This is a genomic window from Mycobacterium sp. PTI7 (genome assembly GCF_056679845.1).
This window is the reverse complement of the sequence record NZ_CM155252.1, coordinates 4,670,921-4,684,459: the sequence shown is the minus strand read 5'-3', so window position 1 is coordinate 4,684,459 and position 13,539 is coordinate 4,670,921. Positions and strand designations below refer to the sequence as shown.

The following is a 13,539-nucleotide window of genomic DNA, read 5'->3' as shown; positions in this document are numbered from 1 at the left end:
ATCGTCCAGGGATCGACGATCCCCCTCAGCCGCCTCCGCGCGATCCCACCGGCACGTCGTCGCGCGAGTACGCGTCCGGATCGGCGCCCAGCGCGGTGAGCTTGACGTGACTCTCGGTGCCCGGCTCGGCGGTGAACACCAGCAGCGTGTGCGACTGCGCGACGTCGTAGAGGATCTGGCACTGCACGTCGAGGACGCCCAGCGTGGGGTGTGCGATGCGCTTGGAATGGTCGAGCGTCGCGATGACGTCGTGACGCTTCCAGAGCGTGGCGAACTCGTCACTGCGGTCCAGCAGTGTCCGCACGACGTCCGCCGCCCGCGAGGTCGCGCCTTCGCGGGCGTAGACGACGCGTGCGTCGGCGACGAACCGCCGCCCGATCTCCGCGCGGTCCTCCTCCGGGTAGACGCGTCGCGCGTGGGGATCGGTGAACCACCGGAACACCACGCTGCGGGACATGCCCTCGAACGCCGTCTCGTCACCCAGCAGAGCCCGAGCGGCAGGCGTCTGGACCAGGGTCTCGCCCAGAGCGGACATCACCTGCGCCGGGGTGTCGGCCAGGCGGTCGAGGATCCGCATCGTCGCCAGGCTGACCTGGTGATCGCCCACCGCCCGCGCGGGCGCGTTGTGCCCGGCCAGGCGGAACAGGTGGTCCCGTTCGTCGAGCGACAGCCGCAGGGCCCGCGCCAGCGACGACAGCACCTCCGGTGAGGGTTGCGGCCCGCGCCGCTGCTCCATCCGGGCGTAGTAGTCCGTGGAGATGACGGCGAGCGCCGCGACCTCCTCGCGACGCAGGCCGATGGTCCGGCGGCGGGCGCCGGCGGGCAGGCCCACGTCCGCAGGTGCGAGCGCGGCGCGACGCGTGCGCAAGAAGTCGGCGAACTGGCCCCTGTCCATGAGGCCATTGTCCCCGCGGTGGCGATCCGATCCAGGGATCGCGGCTCCCCCGCTCGGATCCGCGCCCGTCGGCGACGACTACGCCAGTCTCAGGATGACCGCGTACTCGGTGCTATCGGGAGATGCACGCCATGGTTGCCCTTTTCGCGCTCGCCCGCCTGAACGGCGACCGTCAGGCGCATGACCCGATAGGAGCGATCACGTTGTGGTGCAGTGGCAGTGGCCGCGCGGAGGACGTGCCCACCGTGCTGGAGGGTGACCCACGTCACTGCCCCGTCGGACCGGCGTTCTGCTCACACCACTGCCGCCCGACGGGCATTCACCGGACCGGCGAAAGTTAACTCGGCGAGCCGCCGGGGGTTTGCCACGATTCGCCCGAGATGCGCGAAAGAAGTTGCCACCAGGTGGGTTTGCGGTCCCCGGTGAGGACCGTCGGACAGTCGTCGTCGCGCCCGAACCGTCCTCGGATCGGCCACGGCAGGGCATCCTGCGACCAATCGGACGGCCCGGACACGCCGAACCGGGCGTTAATATCGAGGTAGCGCGCTCCGGCGCGCCGCTTCCTTTCTGCCACAACACTGTTGGCAGCTACCGTCAACGGGGGTCACGCACATGTCCGAGCGCCATCGCACGTCAGGACGCGGACGCGTCGTCAGCAAAATCGGCGTGACGGTCGGCGCCCTCGCCATCGGCACTGCCGCGGCGTTCGCGCAGGCCGCGCCCGCTGCTGCGGACAGTCACGAGTTCCTGCACGGACTCGAGGATCGGTACTCCTTCATGACGCCGCAGCAACTGCTGGCCGCCGGTCACCGGGCGTGCGCGGTCATCAACACCGGCAAGCCCGCCGCCGATGCCAGCGACGTCATCGACCACGAGTGGGGCCTGAGCCCCTCGGTCGCGATGGTGATCGTCACCAGCGCCACCACCAACCTGGGGTGCTGACGCCGGTTTGACGGGCCGCGTCCCGGTGAATCCCCGGGCATGGCTGACATCATCGACCTCGTCTACGCCGACCACGACTGGCTGCGTCGGCAGTTCTTCCGCCTGGACGACGCGAAGACCAAGGACGAGCTGGCCGCCATCTGGGACGCGCTGAGCAATCGACTGGACGCGCACGCGCAGGCCGAGGAGACGGTGTTCTACCCGGCACTGCTGAAGCACGGCGGCAGCGATGACCCGGGCAATCCCGAGGGCGACCCGGAGGACGAGACCGAGGACGCGATCACCGACCACAACGCGATCCGCGACGCGGTGCGCGAGTCCCGCAGGCACGAAGCCGGCAGCGAGGAATGGTTCGCGGCGGTCTTCCAAGCACGCAAGGAGAACGGCGAGCACCTCGACGAGGAGGAGCGCGAAGCCATGCCGGACTTCATCAAGAGCGCCTCCCTCGAATTGCGCCACGAACTGGGCATGCAGTGGCTGCGCTTCACCTCCGACCACGAGACGACCACCGGCATCGACAATCGGGACAAGGACGCCGACGCCTACATCGAGCGCAACTCCTGACCGGGGCGTCGTTGCCGGAACACCGTCGGAGCAGTGGCTGACGGATTGGTGCTCGCCACGCGCGCCCAGGGCGGGCACGCTGTCGGAATGGACTCCGACGACGCACGACCGCCGTTCCCGCCGTTCGACCTCGAGTCGGCACGCCAGAAGGTGCAGGCGGCCGAGGACGCGTGGAACACCCGTGATCCGGAGCGGGTCAGCAGGGCGTACACGCGGGACAGCGTGTGGCGCAATCGCGACGCGTTCGTCACCGGCCGCGCCGAGATCGTCGAGTTCCTGGCGGCGAAGTGGCGCCGGGAGCACGACTACGCACTGCGCAAGAGCCTGTGGGACTACCACGGCGACCGGATCGCCGTCCGCTTCCAGTACGAGTGCCGCGACGACGCCGGGCAGTGGTGGCGCTCGTACGGCAACGAGCTATGGGAATTCGACGGCAACGGGCTGATGCGCCGCCGCGAGGCGAGCATCAACGACCTCGCCATCACCGAGGCCGACCGCCGCTACTTCGGCCCCCGGCCCGATCACGAACGCGGCGTGGACATTCCGCTCCGGTGAGCTGAGCCCGGCGGATCAGCTGCGATCCGCCGCCTGCAATCCGATCGAGAAAGCTGCCAGGTCGTCGTTGTCCAACGGATCGCGGCCGGTGAGTTCGAGGATTCGACCGAGCCGGTGGCGCACCGTGTTGGTGTGCAGGTACAGGTGTCGCGCCGTCTCGCTGAGCGACCCGTTCGCGGCGAGGAACGCGCGCAGGGTCAGGACGTGCTGCGTGCCGCGCCGTCGGTCCATCTCGGCGAGCGGATCGATCAACTGCTGGCGGAACGGCGCCAGCTGCGCGAGCGGCAACTGCTCGAGCAGACTCTCCAGCGTGCTCAGCTGGTCGGGCCCCACGCGCCGGCCGCGGCGCAGTGCCAGGTCGAGCGCGATGCGCGCCTGACCGATGGCCGAGCCGACCTCGGTCAGCGGCACGGACGCGGAGTGTCCCGATGGCAGCGAGAGTTCGTCGCGGGCGTCCAGTGGGTCGGTGGTCAGCATCAGGCACAGGTCCGGCGCATCGCCGACCAGCGCATCCGGGATCGCCATCGACAGCAGCGCACCCGCACCCGCCGGCCAGGCCGAACACGTCAGCGTCCCCGCCGCGAAGCCCGGCCAGTCCAGCAGCTGGCTCAGCGCGTCCGGCAGCAGCATCCGCCGCTCCACCAGTGAGAGCAGCTGGCCGACGCGTTCCCGCGCGAGCGCCGACTCGACGTCCTGCTGCGCCTGCGTGGCGCGGACGAACCGGGCGATCAGGTCCAGCAGCGGCGGCTCCGGCTGATCGCCGCTGCCCACCCAGCCCAGCGTCCCGACCCCCGGGACGTCCACCGACACCGCCGCGGCCTCGACGTCCGCGCCGTCGGTGTCGAGCAGGAAGTAGCAGTTGAGCATCTGGCCCGCGGTGTCGAGGAGACCACGTGCGGACACGTGTCGCCGCAGCGCCGAGAGCAGTTCGGGCACCAGGGCATTGGTGGCCCGGGCGACCGCGATCTCGGCGCCCAGCTCGTACTCGGCGACGAAGCGGCTCACTCGGGCGAACGGCACGCTCGGCGACGCGACCAGCACCGGCAGATCTAGCCGGCCGCACCGCTCGAGCAGAGCGGGCGGCACCGCGTCGTGCCCGTCGCCGACGCCGAAGCACACCCCCGCCGCACCCGCAGCCGCCAGCGCGTCGGCGAAGGTCCGGCAGTCCTGTGGGGTCTGCAGGCTGATGCCGACCGTGCACACCAGCTCGCCGCCCCGCAGGTACCGCGACGGGTCGCGCATCTCGGTGATGTGCGCCCAGCTGACGGGCCGGTCCAAGGCCGCCGCGGCGCCGTCGGGAACGGTCAGCCCCACCTGCAGGAGGTCGCGAAGCGTGGGCGCCGCCGACACCTCCGGCACCGGATCCGTCATTGGACGAGCGTAACGCCGTCGTCACACCGGCGGGCGTCGGCGTTGTGCGATCCTCCAAGGCGGCGGGCCCGTCCGGTGCGATGACTGCGTGTTCGGCGGATTGACTGGCGCATGGACTGACCTGGGGGGATCGTTCCCTCGACACGGCATCTACCAGTGGGAGCAGCACATGGCGTCATCCACGAGCCCGGCCGACCAGTCACACCTACTGCGGCGGGAATTCTCCCTGTGGTCGGCGTTCGCCTTCGCGTTCGCGTTCATCTCGCCGATCGTCGCGCTGTACGGGATCTTCGGCCTGGCGCTGACCGCGGCGGGACCCAGCTTCTGGTGGGGCTTCCTGCTGGTGTTCGCCGGGCAGTTCCTGGTCGCGCTGGTGTTCGCGACGCTGGTGTCGCGCTGGCCGCTCGAGGGATCGATCTACCAGTGGTCGCGCCGCCTGCTCGGCACCACCTACGGCTGGTTCGCCGGGTGGGGCTACATGTGGACGCTCGTGATCGCGATGGCCACCGTGGCGCTGGGCGCGGCGGGCTTCATCGCGAACATCATCGGCATCGAGGAGCCGTCCGGCGGCACGCTCGCGCTGATCGCACTCCTCATCCTGCTGGCGGGCACCGGGGTCAACCTCGTCGGCCGCGGCGCGCTCAAGGTCTTCATGGTCGGCAGCATCATCGCCGAGGTGATCGGATCGATCGTGCTCGGCACCTGGCTGCTGCTGTTCCACCGGCAGAACTCGCTGTCGGTCCTGTTCGAGGGCGGCGGCGCCGACACCGACACCCTCGCCTATCTGACCGGGCCGTTCATGCTGGCCGTCGCGTTCATCGGCTGGTCGTTCGTGGGCTTCGAGTCCGCGGGGTCCATCGCCGAGGAGGTCCACGAGCCGCGTCGCGACCTGCCCAAGGCGGTGCTGTTCTCGATCAGCTTCATCTTCGTGGTGGTCGCGTACTCGGCGCTGGCGATCATCCTCGCCATCCCCGACCTCGGCGCGGTGGCCGACGGCACGGTGTCCGACCCCGTGTACGACACCCTCACCACGGCGCTCGGCGCCGGCATCGCCAAGCCCGTCGAGGTGCTGTTCGTGATCGGCTTCCTGGCGAGCTTCCTCGCGCTGCAGACCTCCGCGTCGCGCGTCATCTGGGCGTACGCCCGCGACGGCGCTTTGCCTGCGTCGGCCACGCTGGTCCGTCTGCGCGGCAAGGCGCGCATCCCGGTGACGGCCATCCTGGTGACCACGGTGATCGGGGCGGGCCTGTTCCTGCTGAGCATCGTCGCCGGCGACGTCTACTCGCTGATGGTCAACTTCACCGCGGGCGGCTTCTACCTGGCATTCCTGTTCCCGCTCATCGGCTTCCTGGTGGTGCTGCTGCGCCGCGGGTGGACGCCCGGCCGGTTCACACTCGGCCGTGCCACGGTGCCCGTCGCGGTGATCGCCGTGGTGTGGGCGGCGCTGCAGTTCCTCAACATCGCCTGGCCGCGCGTCGCCTTCGACCAGCGCTACCTGGACTGGTCGGTGTGGATCGGCGTCGCCGTGCTGGGCGTGCTCGGGGCGATCGTCCTGGCGAGCGTGCGCTCGAAGATCGTCGGCACGTCCGTCGTCGACGACATGGAGGCGCGCGACGAGCTGGCCGACGACCGGGCCCACGCCGGTGAGTGACCGTCCGGTCGCGCTCGTCACCGGCGGCGCCAGCGGCATCGGCGCCGCCGTGGTGGACGCGCTGACCGCCCGCGGGTTCGCCGTCGGCTGCCTGGACCTCCGCGGCTCGGCCCCGGCCGCCGAACACACCGTGGCCGTGGACGTCTCGGACGCGGCCGCCGTCGCCGACGGGGTGGCCGAGGTGCGGAACGCGCTCGGGCCGATCGCCGCGGTCGTGACGTCGGCGGGCTACTACGAGATGGCGCCGGTGTCGGACATCGGCGTCGACGCGTGGCGCCGGATGCTGCGGGTCCACCTCGGCGGGCTGGTGAACGTCGCCCGTGCGACGCTGCCCGACCTGACGGCGACGCGTGGTGCACTCGTCGCCGTGGCCAGCGAACTGGCGATCGGCGGGGGAGGGGACGACGTGCACTACGCCGCGGCGAAGGGCGCGATCCTCGGCCTGGTGCGCAGCCTCGCCGCGGAGGTCGCCGGCGACGGCGTGCGGGTCAACTGCGTGGCACCCGGACCGACGGACACCCCGCTGCTGGCCGCCGACTCACCCTGGCGCGCAACGGACTACCTCTCCACGCTGCCCCTGCGCCGGCTGACCACCCCGCAGGAGGTGGCGCGGTGCGTCGAATACCTGGTGTGCGACGCGACGTTCAGCGTCGGCGACGTCGTCAACGTCAACTCCGGAGCCGTCATATGAGCACGAACCTGACCGGCCGGGTGACACTGGTCACCGGGGCCGCACGGGGCATGGGTGCCGCGCACGCCCGACGGCTGGCCGCCGCCGGAGCGACGGTGGCGGTCAACGACGTTCGGGACGGCCCGGAACTCACCGCACTCGCCGAGGAGATCGGCGGGCTGACCGCCGCGGGCGACGTCTCCGATCCCGCCGCGTGCCGCCGCATCGCCGACGACGTCGCGCGCGCCGCGGGCCGCCTCGACGTCCTGGTGGCGAACCACGCTTACATGACCATGGCCACGCTGGCCGAGCACGACGACGCGGACTGGTGGAAGGTGGTCGACACCAACCTCGGTGGCACGTTCTTCCTCGTGCAGGCGGTGCTGCCGCACATGCGCGCGGTCGGGGCGGGTCGCATCGTGGTGATCTCCAGCGAGTGGGGTGTCACCGGGTGGCCCGGTGCGACGGCCTATGCCGCCTCGAAGGCCGGACTGATCTCACTGGTGAAGACGCTGGGCCGCGAACTGGCGCACGAACACGTGATCGTCAACGCGGTGGCGCCCGGCGTCACCGACACCCCGCAGCTCCAGGTGGACGCCGATGCCGCGGGCGTCGACCTGGCCGAGATGCACCGCAGCTACGCGTCGTCGATTCCGCTGGGCCGCATCGGCATCGCGGACGAGGTCTCGGCGGCGGTCGAACTGCTCGCCGACTTCGAGATGGAGGCCGTCGTCGGCCAGGTGATCTCGTGCAACGGCGGGTCCACGCGGACGAGGGCATGAGGAAGGGATCAGACGTGCATCAGCCGTACGTTCGGAGCGAGACCGGCATCGTGGGTCAGGTGGACGCCCGCGCGGTGCCGCGGTATGCGGGCATCGGGACGTTCGCGCGGCTCCCGCTGCGCCACGAGGTCGACGACTACGACATCGCCGTCGCGGGCGTGCCGTTCGACAGCGGGGTGACCTACCGGCCGGGGGCGCGCTTCGGGCCGTCCGCGATCCGGCAGGCGTCGCGACTGCTGAAGCCGTACCACCCGGCGCTCGACGTGGCGCCGTTCGCGACGAAGCAGGTCGTCGACGCGGGGGACATCGCCGCCAACCCGTTCGACATCGACGCCGCCGTGGACGAGATCCGCGCGGGCGTTCTGGGACTGCTGACCCGACCCGAGCAGCGCATCGTGCTGCTGGGCGGCGACCACACCATCGCACTGCCTGCGCTGCAGGCGATCAACGCCGTGCACGGGCCGGTGGCGCTGGTGCACTTCGACGCTCACCTCGACACGTGGGACACCTACTTCGGCGCCCCCTGCACGCACGGCACGCCGTTCCGGCGGGCGTCGGAGCAGAACCTCCTGGTGAAGGACCGTTCGGCGCACGTCGGCATCCGCGGCTCGCTGTACGACCGGGCCGACCTCCTCGAGGACGCCGAACTCGGGTTCACCGTGGTGCACTGCCGCGACATCGACCGCATCGGCGTCGACGGCGTGATCGAGCGCGTGCTGGAGCGGGTCGGCGACCATCCGGTGTACGTGTCCATCGACATCGACGTCCTGGACCCGGCGTTCGCGCCGGGGACGGGGACACCCGAGATCGGCGGCATGACGAGCCGCGAATTGGTGGCGGTGCTGCGCGCGATGCGCGAGCTGACCATCGTCGGCGCGGACGTCGTCGAGGTCGCACCGGCCTACGACCAGGCCGAGGTCACCGCCGTCGCCGGGGCCAACATCGCCTACGAACTCATCACCCTGATGGCCGACTCGTGACCGAATTGCGTTGGCCCGAGGGCAAGACCGCCGCCGCGGCGTTCACGTTCGACGTCGACGCGGAGTCCGCGGTGCTGTGGGGCCCGCCGGGGACGCTGGAGACCGTCGGTGCGCGCATGAGCGTGATGAGCCACCAGGCGTACGGGCCGCTCGTCGGGATCCCGCGCATCCTGGACCTGCTGGAGCGACACCAGATCGCGTCGACGTTCTTCGTGCCCGGCCACACCGCCGACCGCTACCCCGAGGCGATCCGCAGCATCGTCGCCGCCGGCCACGAGATCGCCCACCACGGATACCTGCACGAGCAGCCGACCGCATTGACCCTCGAGCAGGAGATCGACGCGCTCGACCGCGGTCTGGCCGCGCTGGCCGACGTGGCCGGGGTGCGGCCGGTGGGTTACCGGGCGCCGATGTGGGACCTGTCGTGGCGCACGCCGGCGCTGCTGGCCGAGCGCGACTTCCTGTACGACTCCAGCCTGATGGACGCCGACCATCCCTACGAGCTGGCGATCACGCCGGGCGCGGACCGCTCGATCGTCGAGATCCCGATCCAGTGGGCGCTCGACGATTGGGAGCAGTACTGCTTCCTGCCCGACGTGTCCGGCAGCGGACTCATCGAAAGTCCGCGCAAGGCAAGGGAACTGTGGCAGCTGGAGTTCGACGGGCTGCGCCGCGTCGGTGGCTGCTGGGTGCTCACCAACCACCCCTTCCTGACCGGCCGCCCCTCGCGCGCCGCCGAACTCGACGACCTGATGCGCTACGTCCTCGACCACGACGACGTCTGGGTGACGAACCTCGGCGCGATTGCCGAGCACGTTCGCGGGCTGGGCCTGTCGCCGCGGAGCATCACCCCGCCCGACGTCCCGCGCTGAGGGTTTCGCCGCGCCGCCGCGGCGAGAGTTGCGTTTTGGCGCGGACGTGCGAGTAGGCGTCTACGAAAGGCGAGTTTCGACGCCGTCGACTGCCCGCCCGACCGCGGTGTGTGACAGATCACCCGGATTCGGGCATGCGGATCTGCCGATGGCGCACGTCTACCCCATCAGAGAAGCAGCATCCGCACTCCGAAGGGAACCATCATGAGCTTCATCGACAAGGCCAAGAACGCAGCCGAGGACGTCGTCGGCAAGGCCAAGGAAGTCATCGGTGACGTCACCGACAACAAGGACCTCGAAGCCGAAGGCAAGAAGGACCAGGGCACGGCCGGTGTGAAGAAGGTCGGCGAGAACATCAAGGACACCTTCAAGTAGGTCGCCGCCAGGCCGCCACACCATCCGTTCGACGACCGTCGGTCCCGCCCACGGGCGGGGCCGACGGGTTCGTCGCGCCAGAAAGTAGGACCATCACGTGAGCAAGGACCGAGGAATCGCCAGCCGTCTCTTCGAGGGACTCGGCCGATTCACCTGGGGCTACGGCAAGCGCAAGCTGCGCGAGCGCCGCGCCCAAAAGAAGCAGCACAAGCGCTAGTCGCGCACCCCATCCACCGAACGACCCGAAGGAACATCACCATGACCACTCCCACCGTGGACCGCACCCCCACCCGCCGCGGCGGCGGCTTCGCCACCAAGCTGGGGCTGATCGTAGCGCTCGTGCTCGTCGTCGCGCTGGCGATCTTCGCGCTGCAGAACACCGTCCACACCACCATCAACTTCATCGGCTGGAACTTCGATCTGGCACAGGGTGTCTCGCTGCTCGGCGCGGCCGTCGTCGGCGCCGTCATCGCCCTGATCGTCAGCGCCGCGATCCGCGTGCGCCGCGCGATCCGCTGACCCGCAGCACCCAGCGAGTGGGGCGTGCACCCGACATCGGGTACACGCCCCATTCGTGTCTCAGATGATCGGATCGTCCTGCGGGCCGAGCACGCGCAGCCACCGGTAGCCGTAGGGCTCCAGGTCGAGTTCGACGCTGGGACCGATCTCGGTCTCCGTCAGACCGTCGAGCAGGTCGACGAGCGTCGACCCCGATTCGACGTCACCGAGGCTGACGGTGATCCGTGCGGCTTCGGCGCCGAAGTTGTGCAGCGCCAGCATCTTCCATCCCGACTCCTCGCGGCAGACGTGCGCCAGCACCGCGCGGTTGGGCTGCTTGAGGATCTCGATCTCCGACCAGCCGATCTCGGGCTGGCTGCGATGGGTGTAGATGAGATCACGCATGAACCACCAGAACGACGAGTGGTCGCGCCGCTGGTCGGCGGCGTTGACCCGCTCCGGGCCGTACATGCCGTCGGTGAGCGGGCGGGTGAGCCGCCGCTTGGCCGCCGTCGAGAAGCCGCCGTTGGTCCCGCCGGTCCACTGCATCGGCGAGCGGACCGCGAGCCGGCCCGGGATGTCGGGGTTCTCCGCCATCCCGATCTCCTCGCCGTAGAACAGGACCGGCGTGCCCGGCAGCGAGAAGGCCAGTGAGTACGCCATCTTCAGTCGGCGCTCGTCGCCCCCGAGCATCGACGGCAGCCGCCTGCGGAGACCTCGGTCGTAGAGCTGCATGTCGGGGTCGGGCCCGAAGGCGTCGAACACCTCCTGACGCTCGGCGTCGGTCAGCTTGTCGAGGGTGAGTTCGTCGTGGTTGCGCAGGAAGTTGGCCCACTGGCTGGTGATGTCGAGCGTCGGCCTTTGCCGCAGCGCCTTGGCGATCGGTCGGGCGTCGCCGCGGGCCATCGACAGGTAGATCTGCTGCATCCCGATGAAGTCGAACTGCATGTTGAGCCCGTCGCCGTCGGGGCCGCCGAAGAACGCCTTCTGGTCCTTGTAGGGGACGTTCACCTCGCCGAGCAGGACGGCGTCCCCGGTGCGGCGGTTGACGAAGTTCCGCAGGTCGCAGAGATACTCGAACGGGTCGAACCCGGGGTAGCCCGGCACCGGGTCCTTGGCGAACAGGAACGGTACGGCGTCGACGCGGAACCCCGACACGCCCAGTTCCAGCCAGAAGCCGAGCGTCCGCGAGATCTCCTCGCGCACCTGGGGATTGGCGATGTTGAGGTCCGGCTGGTGCTTGTAGAAGTGGTGCAGGTACCACTCGCCGGTCTTGGGTTCGAGTTCCCAGATGCTGTCCTCCTGGTCGGGGAAGACGACGTCCGCGGGACTCGACGGCGGCTCGGTGGGGCTCCACACGTAGTAGTCGCGGTAGGGGTCGTCGACGCTGCGTCGCGCCGACTTGAACCAGGGATGTGCGTCGGAGGTGTGGTTCATGACGAAGTCGACGATGACGCGGATGCCGTTGGACCGCGCGGTGCGCACCAGTTCGACGAAGTCGCCGAGCGTTCCGAGACGCGGGTCCACGCCGAAGAAGTCGGTGATGTCGTACCCGTCGTCCTTGCGGGCCGTCGGGTAGAACGGCATCAGCCACAGGCAGGTGACACCCAGGTCGCCGAGGTACTCGATGCGGTCGGTCATGCCGCGGATGTCGCCGGTGCCGTCGCTGTTCGAGTCGAAGAACGTCTCGACGTCCGCACAGTAGAAGACGGCGTTCTTCCACCACAGGTCACCGGTGTCGGCGCGCCTCACGCGGTCACCAGCTGCGGCGCCGTGACGGACAGCTGTGGCAGGACGTGCTCGCCGAACGCGTCGATGAACGCGGACTGGTCCTGGCCGACGAAGTGCAGGTACAGCTCGTCCCACCCCTGGTCGACGTACTCCGCGAGCCACGCCGCATGCCGGCCCAGGTCGCTCGAGATGTTCACCGACTTCCTGACCTGGTCGACGGTCACGTCCTCGCCGATGGCGTCGAATGCCTCGACGGACTCGGTGTCCCAGCAGACCGGAGGCGGGAAGACGTTGCCGCGCCACTGATCGTGGGCGATGGCCTCCGCGGTGTTCTCGTCGGGCGCCCAGCTGAGGTGCACCTGGAGCCGGGCGGGTCCGCGGCCACCCGCGTCGCGGTAGGAGTCGAGCACGTTCCGCAGCACGTCCGGCGCCTGGTTGACGGTGATCAGGCCGTCGGCCCAGCTCGCGTGCCGTCCGGCGGTGGCCGGTGTGACGGCCGGGCCCACCAGGTCGGGTACCACGTCGGGCAGCGTCCACAGCTTGGCGCGGTTGACCTGCACCAAGCCGTCGTGGTTCACCTCCTCGCCGTGCAGCAGGCGGCGGATCACGTCGACGCACTCGACGAGTCGTTGATCGCGCACCTCCTTGCGGGGCCAGACCTCGCCGGTGACGCGCTCGTTGGAGGCCTCACCCGAGCCGAGCGCCGCCCAGATGCGGCCGGGGAACATCTGCGCCAGCGTGGCGATGGCCTGCGCGATGATCGCCGGGTGGTAGCGCTGCCCGGGGGCGTTGACCACCCCGAACGGCAGCGCCGTCGTGGCGAGGGCCGCGCCGAGGAAGGCCCAGGCGAAGCCGGACTCGCCCTGGCGGACGCTCCACGGACTGAAGTGGTCCGACGACATGCCTGCGGTGAAGCCCGCGCGTTCCGCGTGCTGGACGTCGTGGAGCAGTTGGGCCGGGGTGATCTGTTCGTGCGAACAGTGGAAGCCGATGACCGTCATGCCGAGCCGACTACCCGTTTTTCCGGCGCGTCAATTGGGGCCGTGTCCTCAGCCGAGGTGACGGGCGACGGCGCCCACCTCGCGGGCGACGGCCATCGCGATCTCCTCGAACGATCGCCGTTCGTCCTCGGCGATCCACTGAGCGAACGCGATGCCGAACGCCATCACGGCGAGCTGGGCCGCCACGTCCGCCGCCATGCCGTCGACGCCCCGATCGCGCAGCGCGCCGGCAAGTGCGTGCCCGACGCCGACGAGCTTGAGCGCTTCCCGTTCGCGCAGCGCGGGATTGGCGTCGATGACGGACTGGCGCACTCGGGAGTGCGACCTGCGGTCGTCGTCGAAGAATGTCGCGGATGCCCGTAGCGCGCTGAGCGCCAACTCGGCGGGTGCGGCGTCGGAGGGCGCGTCGTCCACTCCGGACAGGAAGGCGTCGATCAGGCTCTGCTGGCCGTGGAAGAGCACTTCGCGCTTGTCGCTGAAGTGGCGGAAGAACGTGCGCTCGGTGAGGCCCACGGCCTGCGCGATCTCGGTGGCGGTCGTCTGTTCGTACCCGCGGGCGGCGAACAACTCGAGTGCGGCGTCCTGCAGCCGCTCCCGGGTTCCCGGCACCCACCTGACCATGGAGGGAAGTGTAGTGATGACAGTGACTGAC

15 protein-coding genes are annotated in these 13,539 nt (G+C 70.0%); 10 read left to right on the top strand and 5 right to left on the bottom strand.

Going from position 1 to position 13,539, the window contains the following annotated elements; all coding sequences use genetic code 11:
* Nucleotides 1-25: 25 nt before the first annotated feature.
* Nucleotides 26-895, bottom strand: a complete 870-nt coding sequence (locus tag AC1MEY_RS22655) for a helix-turn-helix transcriptional regulator (RefSeq protein WP_480227622.1) — start codon at nucleotides 893-895, stop codon at nucleotides 26-28.
* Nucleotides 896-1,561: 666 nt separating this feature from the next.
* On the opposite strand from AC1MEY_RS22655, the gene AC1MEY_RS22650 reads away from it, so the two are divergent.
* The 3 genes from AC1MEY_RS22650 to AC1MEY_RS22640 all read left to right on the top strand — a co-directional run bounded on the left by AC1MEY_RS22650 (nucleotide 1,562) and on the right by AC1MEY_RS22640 (nucleotide 2,956).
* Nucleotides 1,562-1,837 (top strand): DUF732 domain-containing protein, encoded by a 276-nt coding sequence (locus AC1MEY_RS22650; RefSeq protein WP_480227621.1) that lies wholly within the window; start codon nucleotides 1,562-1,564, stop codon nucleotides 1,835-1,837.
* 39 nt (nucleotides 1,838-1,876) lie between these two features.
* Nucleotides 1,877-2,401, top strand: a complete 525-nt coding sequence (locus AC1MEY_RS22645) for a hemerythrin domain-containing protein (RefSeq protein ID WP_480227620.1) — start codon at nucleotides 1,877-1,879, stop codon at nucleotides 2,399-2,401.
* A gap of 87 nt (nucleotides 2,402-2,488) precedes the next feature.
* Entirely contained in the window at nucleotides 2,489-2,956 is a 468-nt protein-coding gene (locus AC1MEY_RS22640; protein WP_480231625.1) for a DUF1348 family protein, read from the top strand.
* 15 nt (nucleotides 2,957-2,971) lie between these two features.
* On the opposite strand, the gene AC1MEY_RS22635 is transcribed toward AC1MEY_RS22640, so the two are convergent.
* Complete coding sequence (locus tag AC1MEY_RS22635) at nucleotides 2,972-4,327, bottom strand: helix-turn-helix domain-containing protein (RefSeq protein ID WP_480227619.1); 1,356 nt, start codon at nucleotides 4,325-4,327, stop codon at nucleotides 2,972-2,974.
* Nucleotides 4,328-4,496: 169 nt separating this feature from the next.
* Here AC1MEY_RS22635 and AC1MEY_RS22630 point away from each other — a divergent pair, with 169 nt between their 5' ends.
* From AC1MEY_RS22630 to AC1MEY_RS22600, 7 genes are all read left to right on the top strand, one after another.
* Nucleotides 4,497-5,978 (top strand): APC family permease, encoded by a 1,482-nt coding sequence (locus tag AC1MEY_RS22630; RefSeq protein ID WP_480227618.1) that lies wholly within the window; start codon nucleotides 4,497-4,499, stop codon nucleotides 5,976-5,978.
* Nucleotides 5,971-6,669: an SDR family NAD(P)-dependent oxidoreductase gene (locus AC1MEY_RS22625; RefSeq protein WP_480227617.1), complete on the top strand. Its 699-nt coding sequence runs from the start codon at nucleotides 5,971-5,973 to the stop codon at nucleotides 6,667-6,669. The genes AC1MEY_RS22630 and AC1MEY_RS22625 overlap by 8 nt, the downstream gene beginning before the upstream one ends.
* Nucleotides 6,666-7,430: an SDR family NAD(P)-dependent oxidoreductase gene (locus tag AC1MEY_RS22620; protein WP_480227616.1), complete on the top strand. Its 765-nt coding sequence runs from the start codon at nucleotides 6,666-6,668 to the stop codon at nucleotides 7,428-7,430. Before AC1MEY_RS22625 ends, AC1MEY_RS22620 begins: the two co-directional genes overlap by 4 nt.
* Nucleotides 7,427-8,410, top strand: coding sequence for an agmatinase (speB, locus tag AC1MEY_RS22615; protein WP_480227615.1), 984 nt, complete (start codon nucleotides 7,427-7,429; stop codon nucleotides 8,408-8,410). Before AC1MEY_RS22620 ends, speB begins: the two co-directional genes overlap by 4 nt.
* On the top strand, nucleotides 8,407-9,282 hold the full coding sequence (locus AC1MEY_RS22610) for a polysaccharide deacetylase family protein (RefSeq protein ID WP_480227614.1): 876 nt from the start codon (nucleotides 8,407-8,409) through the stop codon (nucleotides 9,280-9,282). Before speB ends, AC1MEY_RS22610 begins: the two co-directional genes overlap by 4 nt.
* A gap of 204 nt (nucleotides 9,283-9,486) precedes the next feature.
* Entirely contained in the window at nucleotides 9,487-9,657 is a 171-nt protein-coding gene (locus tag AC1MEY_RS22605; RefSeq protein ID WP_480227613.1) for a CsbD family protein, read from the top strand.
* 258 nt (nucleotides 9,658-9,915) lie between these two features.
* Nucleotides 9,916-10,176 (top strand): lipopolysaccharide assembly protein LapA domain-containing protein, encoded by a 261-nt coding sequence (locus tag AC1MEY_RS22600; RefSeq protein ID WP_480227612.1) that lies wholly within the window; start codon nucleotides 9,916-9,918, stop codon nucleotides 10,174-10,176.
* Nucleotides 10,177-10,236: 60 nt separating this feature from the next.
* Here the strand turns inward: AC1MEY_RS22600 and AC1MEY_RS22595 are convergent, their stop codons facing one another.
* From AC1MEY_RS22595 to AC1MEY_RS22585, 3 genes are read right to left on the bottom strand one after another with little or no spacing between them, the layout of a single operon-like run.
* Entirely contained in the window at nucleotides 10,237-11,907 is a 1,671-nt protein-coding gene (locus AC1MEY_RS22595) for an alpha-amylase family protein (RefSeq protein WP_480227611.1), read from the bottom strand.
* Nucleotides 11,904-12,887, bottom strand: a complete 984-nt coding sequence (locus AC1MEY_RS22590; protein ID WP_480227610.1) for a TIGR03885 family FMN-dependent LLM class oxidoreductase — start codon at nucleotides 12,885-12,887, stop codon at nucleotides 11,904-11,906. The genes AC1MEY_RS22595 and AC1MEY_RS22590 overlap by 4 nt, the downstream gene beginning before the upstream one ends.
* A gap of 48 nt (nucleotides 12,888-12,935) precedes the next feature.
* The gene (locus AC1MEY_RS22585; RefSeq protein WP_480227609.1) at nucleotides 12,936-13,508 is read right to left on the bottom strand and encodes a TetR/AcrR family transcriptional regulator; all 573 of its coding nucleotides are present in this window, start codon (nucleotides 13,506-13,508) and stop codon (nucleotides 12,936-12,938) included.
* Between the last annotated feature and the right edge of the window lie 31 nt (nucleotides 13,509-13,539).

Coding starts and splice junctions, on each gene's coding strand:
- AC1MEY_RS22655 (WP_480227622.1), bottom strand. CDS start 895: ATGGACAGGGGCCAGTTCGCCGACTTCTTGCGCACGCGTCGCGCCGCG.
- AC1MEY_RS22645 (WP_480227620.1), top strand. CDS start 1,877: ATGGCTGACATCATCGACCTCGTCTACGCCGACCACGACTGGCTGCGT.
- AC1MEY_RS22640 (WP_480231625.1), top strand. CDS start 2,489: ATGGACTCCGACGACGCACGACCGCCGTTCCCGCCGTTCGACCTCGAG.
- AC1MEY_RS22635 (WP_480227619.1), bottom strand. CDS start 4,327: ATGACGGATCCGGTGCCGGAGGTGTCGGCGGCGCCCACGCTTCGCGAC.
- AC1MEY_RS22630 (WP_480227618.1), top strand. CDS start 4,497: ATGGCGTCATCCACGAGCCCGGCCGACCAGTCACACCTACTGCGGCGG.
- AC1MEY_RS22620 (WP_480227616.1), top strand. CDS start 6,666: ATGAGCACGAACCTGACCGGCCGGGTGACACTGGTCACCGGGGCCGCA.
- speB (WP_480227615.1), top strand. CDS start 7,427: ATGAGGAAGGGATCAGACGTGCATCAGCCGTACGTTCGGAGCGAGACC.
- AC1MEY_RS22605 (WP_480227613.1), top strand. CDS start 9,487: ATGAGCTTCATCGACAAGGCCAAGAACGCAGCCGAGGACGTCGTCGGC.
- AC1MEY_RS22600 (WP_480227612.1), top strand. CDS start 9,916: ATGACCACTCCCACCGTGGACCGCACCCCCACCCGCCGCGGCGGCGGC.
- AC1MEY_RS22590 (WP_480227610.1), bottom strand. CDS start 12,887: ATGACGGTCATCGGCTTCCACTGTTCGCACGAACAGATCACCCCGGCC.
- AC1MEY_RS22585 (WP_480227609.1), bottom strand. CDS start 13,508: ATGGTCAGGTGGGTGCCGGGAACCCGGGAGCGGCTGCAGGACGCCGCA.